This window comes from Cryobacterium zongtaii, from assembly GCF_002909375.1.
GTDB classification, from domain to species: Bacteria; Actinomycetota; Actinomycetes; order Actinomycetales; family Microbacteriaceae; genus Cryobacterium; species Cryobacterium zongtaii.
Window position 1 is genome coordinate 12,673 of the sequence record NZ_PPXD01000002.1, and the last position, 14,487, is coordinate 27,159.

Annotated in this window: 16 protein-coding genes; 13 read left to right on the top strand and 3 right to left on the bottom strand. The window is 69.6% G+C overall.

Annotated elements, in window-relative coordinates:
* Positions 1–80: 80 nt before the first annotated feature.
* The gene (locus C3B61_RS01575; protein ID WP_133160206.1) at positions 81–893 is read left to right on the top strand and encodes an SGNH/GDSL hydrolase family protein; all 813 of its coding nucleotides are present in this window, start codon (positions 81–83) and stop codon (positions 891–893) included.
* A gap of 9 nt (positions 894–902) precedes the next feature.
* On the opposite strand, the gene C3B61_RS01580 is transcribed toward C3B61_RS01575, so the two are convergent.
* Both C3B61_RS01580 and C3B61_RS01585 read right to left on the bottom strand, forming a co-directional pair.
* Complete coding sequence (locus tag C3B61_RS01580; RefSeq protein ID WP_103459292.1) at positions 903–1,157, bottom strand: hypothetical protein; 255 nt, start codon at positions 1,155–1,157, stop codon at positions 903–905.
* Positions 1,158–1,210: 53 nt separating this feature from the next.
* On the bottom strand, positions 1,211–1,381 hold the full coding sequence (locus tag C3B61_RS01585; protein ID WP_088455197.1) for a multidrug transporter: 171 nt from the start codon (positions 1,379–1,381) through the stop codon (positions 1,211–1,213).
* 60 nt (positions 1,382–1,441) lie between these two features.
* Between C3B61_RS01585 and C3B61_RS01590 the strand changes: the two genes are divergently transcribed.
* The 8 genes from C3B61_RS01590 to C3B61_RS01625 all read left to right on the top strand — a co-directional run bounded on the left by C3B61_RS01590 (position 1,442) and on the right by C3B61_RS01625 (position 8,761).
* Positions 1,442–2,428, top strand: coding sequence for a Gfo/Idh/MocA family protein (locus C3B61_RS01590; protein ID WP_103459293.1), 987 nt, complete (start codon positions 1,442–1,444; stop codon positions 2,426–2,428).
* Between the two features lie 241 nt (positions 2,429–2,669).
* Entirely contained in the window at positions 2,670–4,097 is a 1,428-nt protein-coding gene (locus C3B61_RS01595; RefSeq protein ID WP_244285804.1) for a D-alanyl-D-alanine carboxypeptidase/D-alanyl-D-alanine-endopeptidase, read from the top strand.
* Between the two features lie 28 nt (positions 4,098–4,125).
* Positions 4,126–4,722, top strand: coding sequence for an isochorismatase family protein (locus C3B61_RS01600; protein WP_103430386.1), 597 nt, complete (start codon positions 4,126–4,128; stop codon positions 4,720–4,722).
* A gap of 210 nt (positions 4,723–4,932) precedes the next feature.
* A complete protein-coding gene (locus C3B61_RS01605) occupies positions 4,933–5,763 on the top strand; it encodes a DUF4397 domain-containing protein (RefSeq protein WP_103459295.1) in 831 nt (276 codons plus the stop codon).
* 28 nt (positions 5,764–5,791) lie between these two features.
* Complete coding sequence (locus tag C3B61_RS01610) at positions 5,792–6,628, top strand: class F sortase (protein WP_103459296.1); 837 nt, start codon at positions 5,792–5,794, stop codon at positions 6,626–6,628.
* A 153-nt stretch (positions 6,629–6,781) separates the two neighbouring features.
* Complete coding sequence (locus tag C3B61_RS01615; protein ID WP_244285805.1) at positions 6,782–7,357, top strand: RNA polymerase sigma factor; 576 nt, start codon at positions 6,782–6,784, stop codon at positions 7,355–7,357.
* The gene (locus tag C3B61_RS01620; protein WP_103459297.1) at positions 7,344–8,210 is read left to right on the top strand and encodes an anti-sigma factor domain-containing protein; all 867 of its coding nucleotides are present in this window, start codon (positions 7,344–7,346) and stop codon (positions 8,208–8,210) included. Before C3B61_RS01615 ends, C3B61_RS01620 begins: the two co-directional genes overlap by 14 nt.
* Before the next feature lie 74 nt (positions 8,211–8,284).
* Positions 8,285–8,761, top strand: coding sequence for a hypothetical protein (locus C3B61_RS01625; protein ID WP_103459298.1), 477 nt, complete (start codon positions 8,285–8,287; stop codon positions 8,759–8,761).
* Between the two features lie 17 nt (positions 8,762–8,778).
* On the opposite strand, the gene C3B61_RS01630 is transcribed toward C3B61_RS01625, so the two are convergent.
* Positions 8,779–10,008, bottom strand: coding sequence for a metal-dependent hydrolase family protein (locus C3B61_RS01630; RefSeq protein ID WP_103459299.1), 1,230 nt, complete (start codon positions 10,006–10,008; stop codon positions 8,779–8,781).
* A gap of 105 nt (positions 10,009–10,113) precedes the next feature.
* On the opposite strand from C3B61_RS01630, the gene C3B61_RS01635 reads away from it, so the two are divergent.
* From C3B61_RS01635 to C3B61_RS01650, 4 genes are all read left to right on the top strand, one after another.
* Positions 10,114–10,563 (top strand): MarR family winged helix-turn-helix transcriptional regulator, encoded by a 450-nt coding sequence (locus C3B61_RS01635; RefSeq protein WP_208858754.1) that lies wholly within the window; start codon positions 10,114–10,116, stop codon positions 10,561–10,563.
* Between the two features lie 73 nt (positions 10,564–10,636).
* Positions 10,637–12,118, top strand: coding sequence for an NAD-dependent succinate-semialdehyde dehydrogenase (locus tag C3B61_RS01640; protein WP_103459300.1), 1,482 nt, complete (start codon positions 10,637–10,639; stop codon positions 12,116–12,118).
* A gap of 108 nt (positions 12,119–12,226) precedes the next feature.
* A complete protein-coding gene (locus tag C3B61_RS01645) occupies positions 12,227–13,024 on the top strand; it encodes a TrmH family RNA methyltransferase (RefSeq protein WP_103459301.1) in 798 nt (265 codons plus the stop codon).
* A gap of 158 nt (positions 13,025–13,182) precedes the next feature.
* Positions 13,183–14,451: an ammonium transporter gene (locus C3B61_RS01650; protein ID WP_103459302.1), complete on the top strand. Its 1,269-nt coding sequence runs from the start codon at positions 13,183–13,185 to the stop codon at positions 14,449–14,451.
* Positions 14,452–14,487: the final 36 nt, after the last annotated feature.

The following is a 14,487-nucleotide window of genomic DNA, read 5'->3' on the forward strand; positions in this document are numbered from 1 at the left end:
CAGAAAAGCCCCGAAAAATCGCCTCGGCTGGTGCTTTTCTCACGGTTCGTGGGCTTGCGGCGGGCTCCTAAGCTGGGTGCATGGCAGAACAGCGCACCCCGACGAGTCCGCCCGCCGCAGGGCGCCGTCGGCGCCTGGTGCTGCTGGCCGCACTTCTGGTGCTCGTGATCGGTGGCATCGCCGCGGTGGTGGCAGCCGTGGTCGGCGCGGGCGCCGCATCCACCGCGTCACTGGTGCCCACCTTGCCCCGGGCGACGCCGGCGCCCACCGCATCCGCCCCGCCCACCGCGTCAGCTGCACCCACGGACTCGCCGACGTCACCGACCGACCCCGCCGTCGCCGTGTTCCTCGGCGATTCGTACACCCAGGGCTGGGGCGCCTCGAATCCGACCATGAAGTGGACGACCGTCGTGGCCTACGCCGCCGGTTGGACCGAGGTCAACGAGGGCCAGGGCGGCACCGGGTACGTCACCATGGCAGGGGTCGCCAGCTGCGGCCAGGACGACTGCCCCGCCTACCCGGACCGGGTGGCCGACATCGTCGCCGCCGCCCCCGACGTCGTCGTGATCGCCGGTGGCCAGAACGACCGGTGGGCGCTCGCCACGGACCCGGAGTTGGTGCAGGCCGCCGTCGACAAGACGTTCAGCCTTCTCCGGGAGGGCCTGCCGAACGCCCGGCTCATCGCGGTGGGGCCGTCGACCGCCGAGCCGGCCACGGCCATGATCACCGATCTGGATGGCTGGGTGCGCGCCGCCGCCGAGTACGTGAGTCTGCTCGACCCCGTGGTCATCCAGAGCGACATGGTGGTCTCCGACGGGGTGCACGTCAATGACGCCGGCCACCGGGCGATCGCGGACCGGGTGCTGGACACGGTTCTGACCCGCGCCGACTGACGGCGCCAGCTAGCGCGGCAGACGCCGGTCCTTGACCAGAAGCACCACGAAGACGTAGACGCCCACCAGCTGCCAGAGCGCTCGGAAGAGCAGGTCGGTCGGGGAATTGCGCGCCGCGAACTCGGGCCGGACGGCCGGCTGCGGTAGCTGGATCGGTAGCGGGGTGTCGAGGCGGGGCTCGGCCCGCCGTGGCGGGGTAAGCATGCGAGGCACGTCCCGCTGCTGCGGGGTCGTGCGCCGGGCCAGAAGCAGATTCTCGCTCACAGGCGTCAGCGTATGCGGCCGCGATGACCGCTCGGCAAACGTCAGGTGACGGGTTACTCCTCGGTCTTGCCGGGCCGCACCGCGGCGGTGTCGGCCACGTCGATGCGCTTCACACCATCGGCCTGTTCGTCCACGGTCACCCGCGGCGCCGCATCCGCCTCGCTGGCCTTGGGCGCGGTGGTGAGCTGGTCGTGGCGTTTTTCGTCGAAGGTCATTTCACTCATGACCGGCACAATAACATGCCGTTCTGGTGTGCGGCCGAGTGGGTTCGCTAGGCTCGCAGCATGACTGATGCACTCCGCTGGGGAATCCTGGCCACGGGCGGAATCGCCCACCAATTCGCCGGGGACCTCGTGAAGAACGGCTTCACCGTGCAGGCCGTCGGCTCCCGCAGCCAGGCATCAGCGGATGCCTTCGCTGCCGAATTCGGCATCCCCACCGCGCACCCCAGCTACGAGGCGCTCGTGGCCGACCCCGAGGTCGACATCATCTACGTGTCGACCCCGCACCCGTTCCACGCGGCCAACGCCACCCTGGCGCTGGAGGCCGGCAAGCACGTCCTGATCGAGAAGCCGATCACCCTCAACGCTGCCGACGCGCGCGCCGTGGTGGCCCTGGCCGAGAGCAAGAACCTGCTCGTGCTCGAGGCCATGTGGACCCGCTTCCTGCCGCACATGGTGCGCATCCGCGAGATTCTCGCCGCCGGCAGCCTCGGCGACGTGCGCTCCCTGATCGCCGACCACACCCAGGACCTGCCCGACGACCCCGCCCACCGCATCAACTCGTTGGCACTGGGCGGCGGCGCGCTGCTCGACCTCGGCATCTACCCGGTATCGTTCGCGTCGGCGCTGTTCGGCCCGCCCGAGACCATCCTCGCCTCGGCCACCTTCAAGGCCACCGGGGTGGATGCCCAGATCGCCACGATCTTCCACTACCCGGGCGGCCAGATCGCGTCGCTGCTCTCCGCGAGCGACACCAAGGGGCCCAACACCGCCAGCATCCTCGGCACCGAGGGTCGCATCGACATCGACGAGGTCTGGTACTCGGCCACTTCGTTCCGCGTGTACAACAGCGCCAACGAGGTCGTCGAGGCGTACGAGACGCCCGCCATCACCGGCCGGGGCATGCACTTCCAGGCCGCCGAGGCCGAACGGCTTGTGGCGGCGGGCCTGATCGCCAGCGACCTGTTGACCACGAGTGAATCCGTACAGATCATGGAGACCCTCGACGCGATCCGCTCCCAGATCGGCCTGGTCTACCTCGGCGACTAAGGCTGGGGCGCGCAACCGATCTGTCCTGTGCTGTCGCGGCACACCTTCTTCCTCGTGGCACGTCTTGTTCTCGGCGGCACACCTTAGAACCCGTGCCGCCGGGAATAGCCCGTGCCGCGAGCACTAACGCGTGCCGCGAGCACCAACCTGCGCCGCGGGGCCTCAACCAGCCAGCGCGGATTCGCCAGCCTGAACCCGGCGCTCTTGCCGGGCTCCCACCCCGGCTCGGTAACCTTCGTTGGTGGATACTCCCGAACCGTCCGTGCCTGAGCAGACCACGCGCACACCCCTGCGCCTGATCGTCGCCGCGGCCGTGGCCCTCGTGCTGCTCGGCGGGGGCGCCGTGTGGGCGGGCACGGCCAGCGGCAACGCCAAGCCGGTCGCCGTGGCCGCACCCGACGCATCCGCCGCGCCCACGCCCACGCCCAGCCCCACCCCCGCCCAGACCAGGCCCGCCCCGACCCTCGCCACCGTCACCGCCCCGCTGCGCACCTGCTCGGTGGCCGGCCTTGCCGAGGACGAGCGGCTGGGCGAGTTCCAGGCCCAGGTGGTCAACGCCGAGACCGGCGAGATCCTCTTCGACCGGGGCGGCAGCACCGCATCCCGTGCGGCCAGCGTGCTCAAGGTGCTCACCTCCGCTGCCGCGCTGAGCGTGCTCGGCCCGGACTACCGCGCCACCACCACCGTGGTCGCCGGCAGCGAACCCGGCCAGGTGGTGCTCGTCGGCGGCGGCGACCTCACCCTCTCGAGCACCCCCAGCGGCGACGAGTCCTTCTACGCCGGCGCCGCGCACCTCGACGATCTCGCCGAACAGACCCGGGCGGCGATGGGCGGCACCGCGATCACCTCCGTGCTGCTGGACTCCAGCTACTTCGGCGACCCGGCCTGGGAGCCCAGCTGGGACCGCAAGGAACAGACCCAGGGGTACATGCCCGAGATCACGGCCCTGCAGGTGGACGGCGACCGGGACAACCCGTACAACAGCACCTCCGCCCGCAGCGACGACCCGGTGGCGCGGGCCGGCGCCGCGTTCGCCGACGAGCTCGGCGGCGACCCCGCACTCAGCGTCGGCACCGCCCCGGCCGGGGCCAGCCAGCTCGCCGCCGTGCAGTCCCAACCGGTGTCCAGCCTGATCCAGCAGTCCCTGATCGTCTCCGACAACGCGCTCGCCGAGATGCTCGCCCGCCTGGTGGCCGTGGAGAGCGGCACCGGCAACACCTTCGGCACCATCCAGCCCGCCGTGCTCGCGGGACTGGCCGAGTACGGCATCGACACCACCGGCATCCGCATCAGTGACGGCTCCGGGCTCAGTGACAACAACGCTGTGCCACCCGGCTACCTCACCAAGCTGTTGCAGAAGATCAACGCCCGCGAGGGCAGCCTCGGCGTGATCTTCGACGGTCTGCCCGTCGTCGGCGGCAGCTCAGGCTCGCTCTCCTACAGCGACCGGTTCAGCGGCGACAACGCGGATGCCGATGGCGCCGTGTTCGCCAAGACCGGCTGGATCGACACCGGCTACACCCTCGCCGGCATCATCAAGGCCGGCGACGGCAGCACCCTCACCTTCGCCGTATACGCGCTGGGTGATGTGGGTGATAATGCGAAGCAGGCGATCGATACCATCACGACAGGGTTTTTCCGCTGCGGAAACAACCTCTCGAATACCTAACTGACCTTCAACCGACAGGAGTGCATCCGTGACCCGCGCACTGATCATCATCGACGTTCAGAACGACTTCACCGAGGGCGGCGCCCTCGCGGTTGACGGCGGGGCCGCCGTGGCCGGGGCGATCAGCGCCCTGCTGGCGGCGCATCCGAACACCTACGGGCACATCTTCGCCTCCCGCGACTGGCACGACGCCGAGGGCGGCAACAACGGCCACTTCGCGGTGGATGCCGAACCCGACTTCGTGGACACCTGGCCGGCGCACTGTGTCGCCGACACCACCGGCGCGGAGTACCACGCGGCGCTGACGCTGCCGGAGTCGACCGTGCACATCCTCAAGGGGCAGGGTCAGCCGGGCTATTCGATCTTCGAGGGCGTCGACGGGTCGGGCGAGAAGTTCGGCGAGCTGCTCATCGCCGCCGGCGTGACACATGTGGACCTGGTCGGCCTGGCCACCGACTTCTGCGTGCGCGCCTCGGGACTCGATGCCCTCGAGCACGGCCAGCAGGTGCGGGTGTTCACCGACCTCATCGCCGGAGTGGCGCCGGAGTCCAGCGAACAGGCCCTGGCCGAACTCGCGCACGCCGGTGCGGTGCTGGCCACCTCGGAGGTCGTCGAGCAGGCCTGACACGCGCGACCGCATCCGCATCCGCCGGCGCCGTGCCGGACCGTGCCCCTTCCCGAGCGTCGAAGGGGCACTTTGCTGCAACTGGATGCGAGGCCCACTGCTTGAGAAATTTTCTCGGCAGGGTGCATCCGAATGAGGGGGTCCTCCGGAAGTAACGGGTAACGGGAAACCGACAGGTTCCCGCTCTCGTTCCACTGACTGGAGGAAACCATGCGCAAGACCATCACCGTCGGCATCGCAGCCGGCGCCCTTGTCGCCCTGGCGGGGATCGCCCCGGCGAACGCCGCAACCGACGTCGCCCAGCTCTCCGTGCTGCACGGGGTACCCGGCCTCACCGTCGACGTGTACGTGAACGACGCCCTCACCCTGGATAACTTCGAACCCGGCGACATCGCCGGCCCGCTCGAGCTGCCCGCGGGCACCTACACCGTGGCGATCACGGCATCGGATGCCGCGGACGCGAGTTCGCCGGCCATCGGTCCGGTCGACCTGCCGTTGGAGGCGGGCAAGAACTACACCGCCGCCGCGCACCTCGACGCGGCCGGGGCGCCCACCGCGACCCTGTTCACCAACGACATCAGCACCGTCGGCGCCGGCGAAGGCCGACTCACGGTGCGTCACGTCGCCGCGGCCCCCGCCGTGGACGTGCTCGCCGGCGGCACCGCGGTGATCACCAACCTGAGCAACCCCGATGAGTCCATGCTGACCCTGCCGGCCGGCACGGTGTCGGCCTCCGTGGCCGCGACCGGAACCACCGACCCGGTGATCGGCCCGGCCGACGTGAACGTGGCCGAGGGCACCAACACCATCGTGTACGCCTGGGGCAGCCTGACCGACAGCAACCTGGCCCTCGCGGTGCAGACCATCGACGGGCTGCACTCCAACCCCGACGGCGTCCCCGCCGGCAGCGCGGGCCTGGTGGCAACTAACCAGCCCGGGAACAGCTCCGGCCTGTGGTTCGGCGGAGCGGCCATCGCCCTGGTGCTGATGATCAGCGCGGCGGCGGTCTACGGCACCCGGCGCGCCGAGGCGCGGCAGTAACGGGCCGTTGACAAGGAAGGTGCGGGTCATGGTGGTGAGCCTGTTCGGGTGGCCCACTGTGACCCGCGCCGTGGTCGGTCCGGTCCTGGCGGGTGGGCTGATGGTGGGCCTGCTCAGCGGATGCGCGGCCCCGGCCTCCGGGACCGGCGGCACTGATCCTGCCGCCGGTGGATTCGCCGTAACGGGCGATGTCGATGGGGTCGGCGGTGCGGGACGCCCGGCGACCGGTGGGTTCACCGGTCTGGGCGGTCCCGCCTCCGCCGGGCTCCCGGGAGGACTGCCCTGGGCCGGCCGCGCCGGGCCGGAACCGTCAGTCTCGGCTCCGGCCCGGGTGCCGTCGCCGGCTCCGATTCCGCCGCCGGCGGTACCGGATGTGCCGCGCCGGTCCGCGGACCTTGCCGGGTTGGCCGGCCCGGTCAGCGCCCCGGTACGGGTGCGGGTGCCCGCGTTGGGCATCGACATGCCGATCGAGGCCGTTGGCCTGGCCGAGGACGCGGCCATGGCCCTGCCGGCGAACCCCGCCGTCGCCGCCTGGTACCGGTACGGCGCCGGCCCCGCCAGCCCGGCCGGCGCCACCGTCGTCGCCGCTCACGTGGATTCCCTCGTCTACGACATCGGCCCGTTCGCCCTGCTGGCCGACGCCCCGGCGGGCACCGAGATCGTGCTGGAGACCGCCGACGGCGGCGCGCACCGGTACACGGTGGCATCCGTCGACAGCGTGGAAAAGCCGGCGGTACCGTGGGCGAGCGTGTTCGACAGGTCCGGTCAGCCGCGGCTCACCCTGGTGACCTGCGGCGGCGAGTTCGACTACGACGCCCGACGGTACCTGTCCAACGTGATCGTGACGGCGGTGCCGGCGCCATGAACGTGAGTCGGACCCTGCCGCCCGAACGGGGTGTGCGTACAGAGGCCGGGGGTGGTTATGCTGGTCGCACTCGCGGGCCGGTTCGATCGGGTCGTGAGTGCTGAGATGGACACCCGCACCACACGGTACCGATCCCGGAGGCAGCACGTTGACGTGAGCACCCCCTTTGCGAACAGCACCGACGATGATCGTGACCAGGCCCACCTGATCGCGGGGTTTCGCGCGGGCGACGAACACGCCCTCGCCGAGGCCTACGCGCGCTGGTCGTCGCTGGTGTACACCCTGGCGGTGCGCTCGCTCGGCGACACCGGTGAGGCCGAAGACGTGACGCAGAAGGTGTTCATCGCCGCGTGGCGCGGCCGGCACGGGTTCGACGAAGGCCGGGCGGCGTTGCCCGCCTGGATCGTAGGCATCGCCCGGCATGCCATCGCCGACGCGCACGACGCCCGCGCCCGGCGGCGGCGCCTCGAACAGTCCCTTGTTGACGAGGCCGACCTGTACACGGTGGATGAGTCCGCCGACGTGGCCGAGCGGCTGCTGATCGGCGAGGAGCTCAACCGCCTCGAACCGGTGCCGCAACGCGTGATGCGACTCGCGTTCTACGAGGACCTCACCCACGTGCAGATCGCCGATAGCCTCGGATTGCCGCTCGGCACCGTGAAAAGTCATATCCGCCGCAGCCTTACCCGCTTGCGCACTCGATTGGAGGCGAACGATGACGCATCTTGACCGCGACACGCTCGCCCTCGTCGCGCTCGCCGAGCTCGACCTCACTCCCGCCGAACGCGAGCACCTGGCCGCCTGCCCGGGCTGCGTCGGCGAGCTGGATGCGCTGCGCCGCACCGTGTTGATCGGCCGCAGCGCCGGCAGCGTCGAGCTGGTCGAACCCGCGGATGCCGTCTGGGGCCGCATCCACTCGGCCCTCGGCTTCTCCGACGCGGTGGCTGCGCCGCCGCGGCTGGCGGAGGTCGACCTCGCGGCGACCGGTCTGGCCGGCGACGACCTGGCCGGCGGCGACCTGACAAAGCACACGACCCCTGGTGTCGGACCTGCCGCGGGCGCCGCGAGCGGGACCGAGCGCCCAGGCGCCGAACCGGCAGGAGAGCCGGCGCCCGTTGTTCAGCTGGACCAGCACCGGCGCCGTCGCGTCTGGCTGCCCGTGGCCGCGGCGGCCTGCGCGGTCGGCATCGTCGGCGGCATCGTGGGCGGGGTCTGGTGGCAGTCGACCCGCGAACCGGCCGCGGAGACCGTACTCGCCCAGGCACAACTGGACGCGCTGCCCGGCTGGACGGCCAGCGGTAGTGCCTCGGTGGAGGAGTCCGCTGACGGGCGCCGCGAGGTCGTGGTGGACCTGGCCGACGACGCCGGCAACGAGGGGCTGCGCGAGGTGTGGCTGCTCACCGCCGACGCCACCGGGCTGGTCAGTGTGGGGCTGCTCGACGGCGCGACCGGCCGGTTCAGCCTCCCGGCGGACCTCGACCTGGCCGAGTTCCCGGTGGTGGACGTCTCGGCCGAACCCGCCGACGGCAACCCGGCCCATTCGGGCGATTCGATAGTGCGCGGCACCCTGACCGGCCTGTAGCCCGCACCGCGACTGATGTCGCGCCACCCGGGCGGGGGATTGTGACCCGCACGCCGGGGGATCAGGATGGCGATATGGCGTCCCTTCCCGCATCCGTTCGACCCGCCGTGCCCGGCACCGACCTGTCCCGACCACGTCGCCTGTGGTGGCTGGCGCTGCTGGTCGTGGGCTGGTTCAACCTGTTGTCGGCGCTGGGCGGCGGGCTCGGCCTGATCGTGGGCAACGGGATGGGGATGCCGATGAGCTGGCTCGTCGGCACCCCGTTCGACTCCTACGTGATCCCCGGGTTCATCCTGCTGGTGGTCATCGGCGGCACGCAGGCGCTCGCCGTGCTGGGGCAGCACGGGCGGCAGCCCTGGTACACCGGCGCGGCCGGGGTCGCCGGCTTCGGCATGATCATCTGGATCTACGTGGAGGTCGCACTGCTGCCGGTGTATTCATTCCTGCACACGCTCTATTTCGTGTCGGGTACGTTGCAGCTGATCGCCCTCCTGCTGTGCCTGGGCATCCTGCCTGCCGACCGTCGCGTCGTCGCCGAGCCCCTGGAGTGACGCACCCGCCGTCGTGATCAGACGGCGGCTGTTCCGTTCCGCCACACCGAACGGATGGAGAGCGTGTCGGCGATGTTCGTCGTCGGGTCCCCGTCGACGAGCAACAGGTCGGCCCGCAGACCCTCGGCAATCCGGCCGCGGTCGCTGAGCCCGAAGCGTCGGGCGGGGGTCGATGTCGCCGCGGTGAGGGCTTGGGCGGGGGTCAGCCCGGCCTGCACGAGGAGCTGGAGTTCGTGGTGCACGCTGGCTCCGTGGGCGAGTCCGCCCAGGAACGGCACGGCAACGGATGCGTCGGTTCCCACGATCAGGTCGACACCGGCCTCGTGCAGGGCCTTCACCGACGCGAGCACGTCACCGAGCCGGCCCTGCGGGTAGCGGTCGAAGCTGGCCTGGATGGTGGTGAGCCATTCGGGGCTCAGTTTCGAGTGCACCCGGGGGTCCGCAGCGAATTCTGCCCCGTTGATGCCCATCATGGATGCGTTCAGGACCACACAGGCGACCACGAAAGCACCCGATTCGGCGATGGCATCGATGATCTCCGGGGTATGCGGGCGGTCCATGAACAGGTGCGCCAGCCCGTCAATGCCGGCGTCGATGGCCATCCGGGTGGCGTCGACGGTGAGCGCATGCGCAACGGTGAGCGCGCCCAGGCGATGTGCTTCCGCGACACCGGCGTCGAGGGTGGCCTGATCCAGCATGGGCAATCCGGGGTGGCCCTCGACGCTGCCGTCGTCGACCATGAACTTGATGTAGTCCGACCCGCCGGCCAGCAGCTGGGGGATGAACGCGACGGCCTCGGCCGGCGTCGTGGAGAACGGCATCACGAAGGCCGGGGCTCCGTCGGCCGGCTCCGGGTCGTCGTCGTCGGTGGGGCGGTCGCCCTTGGGGAAGAGCTCGCTGGGGTGGCCACCGGGGGGAGTGATCCCGAAGCCGGCCGAGCGCACATCCGCCAGCGTGTCGTCGGCGGAGATGTGCGCGCGATTGAACCTGGTCGACGTGCCCTGCATCTCAAGCTCGGTGGTCACGCCGAAGGCCAGAGCGAGCCTGAGCGAGTCCGGCGAGGTGTGCACGTGAGCGTCGATCAGGCCGGGGAGCAGGGTCGCGCCCGTCGCATCGACGATCTGTGCCCCGGCCGGGACGGGCCCGCCGACGCCGACGATTGTGGACCCGTCGATGATGACGGTCTGATTCTCGGTGGTGTTCTCACCGTCGAAAACACGTGCATGGATGATGGCGGTGACGGACACGAGGTCTCCTTTGATGTTCTGCGGCAGCTCAAATGGATGCGCACTCACAAGTATGTGCATATCAGCATGGATATGCAAACACGCATGTAAGACTAGACTCGGGGTGTGGATCCGAACAAAACCCCAGACGCTCTCCTCGATGACGTCGGTGCCGCGTTCTCGCGCCTGCGCCGCCGCACGAATCAAGCGCTGACCGACCACGGTATGACCAAGCGTGACCTCACCCGCAACCTCATCATCAACGTGGTCGACGAAGCAGACGGGGAGATGACTGTCGGTGCCGTCGCCGACCAGCTGAACGTGGATCCGTCGGTCGCGAGCCGCATGGTCACCGACTGCATTGATTCCGGCTACCTCCAGCGCGCCGCATCCGCTGCCGACGGGCGCCGGACCGTGCTGAGACTGGCGCCGGCAGGTGTCGAGCTCCGCGATCGTTTCAGCCGCCTGCAACGCGAGACCTTCGAACAGATCACCTCGGCCTGGACCGACGCCGATCGTCTCGAGCTCGCGCGGCTCCTGACCCGGTACGCCGACGACAGCGGTCGGCACGCCTGACAATCGCCGTCGATTCGGGGTCCGGCCGGGGCACCCGAGTAGATTGAGGTCGACGACTTCACAGGAGGCATTTGTGGCGCACGTAACCGAAGCAGAACTACTCCAGCACGTCCCCAACGAGCTGTTCATCAACGGGCAGTGGGTGCCCGCCGCCGACGGGAACACCCTTTCCGTGCACGATCCGTCCACGGGCAAGGTGATCAAGACCATCGCCGACGCCGGCGTCGCCGACGGTCTGGCCGCCCTCGACGCCGCCGTCGAAGCCCAGGAGGCCTGGGCCGCCACCCCGCCGCGGGTGCGCGGCGAGGTGCTGCGCCGCAGCTTCGAACTGCTGCAGGAACGCAAGCACGAGTTCGCGCTGCTGATGACCTTGGAGATGGGCAAGCCCCTCGCCGAGGCCTACGGAGAGGTCGGCTACGGCGGCGAGTTCCTGCGCTGGTTCAGCGAGGAGGCCGTGCGCATCACCGGCCGCTACGGCACCAACCCCGAGGGCACCGGGCGCATGATCGTGTCGCAGCACCCGGTCGGACCGAGTTTCCTGATCACCCCGTGGAACTTCCCGCTGGCGATGGCGACCCGCAAGATCGCGCCAGCGCTCGCGGCCGGCTGCACCGTCGTGATCAAGCCCGCCGAGCTCACCCCGCTCACCACGCTGTACCTGGTCAAGCTGTTCGAGGAGGTGGGCCTGCCCGCCGGCGTGGTGAACGTGCTCACCACCTCTACGTCGGCGGCCGTGTCCGCGCCCATCATCGCCGACCCCAGATTGCGGAAGCTCAGCTTCACCGGCTCCACCGGCGTCGGCCAGAAGCTCATCCAGCAGTCCGCGAAGAACGTGCTGCGCACCTCGATGGAGCTCGGCGGCAATGCCCCGTTCCTGGTCTTCGAGGACGCCGACATGGACCGCGCCGTCAAGGGCGCCCTGGCCGCGAAGTTCCGCAACGTGGGCCAGGCCTGCACCGCCGCCAACCGGTTCATCGTGCAGGCATCCGTCGCCGACGAGTTCGCCCGCCGGGTCACCGAGGCCGTCACCGACTTCACCGTGGGCCGCGGCACCGAGACCGGCGTCAAGATCGGCCCGCTGATCAACGCGGATGCCGTGGCCAAGGCCGACACCCTCGTGCAGGACGCCCTCGGCCGCGGCGCGACCCTACTCACCGGCGGTCGCGCCCTGGACCGGGCCGGCACCTTCTATGAGCCCACCGTGATCAGCGGGGTGAAGCCGGGCAGCGCCATCCTGCGCGAAGAGATCTTCGGGCCGGTGCTCTCGATCGTGCCCTTCGACGACGAAGACGATGCCGTGCGCATCGCCAACGACACCGAATTCGGGCTGGTCAGCTACGTGTACACCCAGGATCTCGCCCGCGGGCAGCGCATGATCGAACGGTTGCAGACAGGCATGATGGGGCTGAACATGGGCGTGGTCTCCAACGCGGCCGCCCCGTTCGGCGGGGTCAAGCAGTCCGGCCTCGGCCGGGAGGGCGGTTCAGAGGGCATCCACGAGTACCTCTCCACCAAATACACTCTCACCCCCGACCCCTTCGCCGACTACGACTAGACAAGATCTCGCGAAAGCGGTCACACGGTCACCTCAGCGGGCTGACGCAACCAGGTGACCGCTTTCGCGCACGGTTTTGGGCGGGGTGGGCGTCGGTAGGCTTTTGGGGTGCCGATAATCGAGATTCATGAGCTGAGCGACCCACGGTTGGCCGACTACACCCAGTCCACGGATGTGGCGCTCAAGAAGGCGCGCGGCACCGAGCACGGCCTGTACATCGCCGAGTCCGCGCTGGTGCTCGAGCGGGCGCTGCGGGCGGGGCACCGGCCGCGGTCGGTGCTCACCCTGGCGAACACCCTCGACGAGGCCCGGGCTCTCGTCGGCGACGACGTGCCGGTGTTCGTGGGCGCGGGGGAGCTGCTCACGGAGCTCACCGGTTACGTGCTGCACCGTGGCCTGATCGCCGCGATGCACCGGCCCGCGCTGCCGGACCCGGCGGCGCTGCTGTCGGATGCCCGGCGCATCCTGATTCTGGAGAACGTCACCGACCCCACCAACGTCGGCGCCATCTTCCGCTCCGCCGGCGCGATCGGCGCCGACGCGATCCTGGTCACCCCGCGCTGCTCCGACCCGTTCTACCGTCGGGCCATCCGGGTGTCGATGGGCACCGTGCTGCAGGTGCCGTGGACCCGGGTGGGTGACTGGCCCAGCACCCGGCGGCTGCTCACCGAGCACGGCTTCCACGTCGCCGCCCTGGCGCTCACCCCGGATGCGGTGAGCCTGCGCGACTTCCACGGCGACCAGCACGCCCGGCTGGCGTTGCTGCTCGGCGCGGAGGGGGAGGGGCTCACCGACGAGGCGCTCGCCGCGGCGGACGCCGTGGTGCAGATCCCGATGAAACACGGCATCGACTCCCTTAACGTGGCGGCGGCCAGCGCCGTCGCGATGTGGGCACTTTCCAGCTGACTCTCGCCGACTTCTGAGCCTCACGTCATCTGTTGTTTACACAGGGGCGCTCTCTGCAACGTGTTCGAAACAGAGCTTTGCCGAGGGTGTAACACAGCCCTGTCAGGGTATGTCTTACCCGACGCGAGCCGCTGCGTCCGTGCAGAGAGGTTTTTCCAATGGATCAAGGCAATACAGCTTTCTTGCTGATTTCCGCAGCGTTCGTCCTGCTCATGACCCCAGGACTCGCGTTCTTCTACGGGGGGCTGGTCAAGGCCAAGAGCGTCATCAGCATGATGATGATGAGCTTCGGCGCCCTCGGGCTGATCGGCGTGCTCTGGGTCATCTACGGCTACGCGATCGCGTTCCCGGCATCCGAAGGCACCGTCGCGCCGTGGGCGATCGACTGGTCCAACATCGGCCTGACCGCCGCGCTGGAAAACCCTGAGGGCGCGATGTACCCGCCGCTGGCCTTCGTCGCGTTCCAGGCCACCTTCGCCATCATCACGGTCGCGCTGATCTCCGGCGCCATCGCCGACCGCGCCAAGTTCGGCTCCTGGATGATCTTCGCCGCGATCTGGGCGACGGTCGTCTACTTCCCGGTCGCCAGCTGGGTCTTCAACTTCGGCCTGGCCGAGGACGGCAGCTTCTCCTACGGCGGCTGGATCACCCACGGCCTGCAGTCGGTCTTCGGCCTCGGCGCGATCGACTTCGCCGGTGGTACCGCGGTGCACATCAACGCCGGTGCCGCAGCCCTCGCCCTCGCCCTGGTGCTCGGCAAGCGGGTCGGCTTCCAGAAGGGCGTGCACGTTCCGCACAACCCGCCCTTCGTGCTCCTCGGCGCCGGTCTGCTCTGGTTCGGGTGGTTCGGTTTCAACGCCGGTTCCGAGCTGGCCGCCGACGGAACCGCGGCCCTCGCGTTCGTCAACACCATCGCTGCACCCTCTGCCGCCCTGCTCGCCTGGCTCGTGGTCGAAAAGATCCGCGACGGCAAGCCCACGTCGGTCGGTGCCGCATCCGGCGCCGTCGCCGGACTCGTCGCAATCACCCCGGCCTGTGCCTCGCTGCAGCCGATCTGGGCCATTGTGCTCGGTGTCCTCGCCGGTGCGGTTTGCGCCATCGCTGTGGACCTCAAGTTCAAGCTGGGCTTCGATGACTCGCTCGACGTCGTGGGCATCCACCTCGTCGGCGGCCTGATCGGCACGCTCTACCTCGGCTTCTTCGCCAACGGCACCGGCCTGTTCCTGGGCGGCGACGGCACCCAGCTGCTCGTCCAGGCCATCGCGGCCTTCTCCGTTCTCGCCTACTCGTTCGTCCTCGCCTTCGGCATCGCCTTCGCGATCGAGAAGACGATCGGCTTCCGCGTGAAGAACGAAGACGAGATCGCCGGCATCGACTCCGTGATGCACGGTGAAGAGGGCTACGTCCTCGTCGACAGCAAGGCCTGAGTAGCCGGTCCTTCGTAACACCGAGATGTGCTGGAT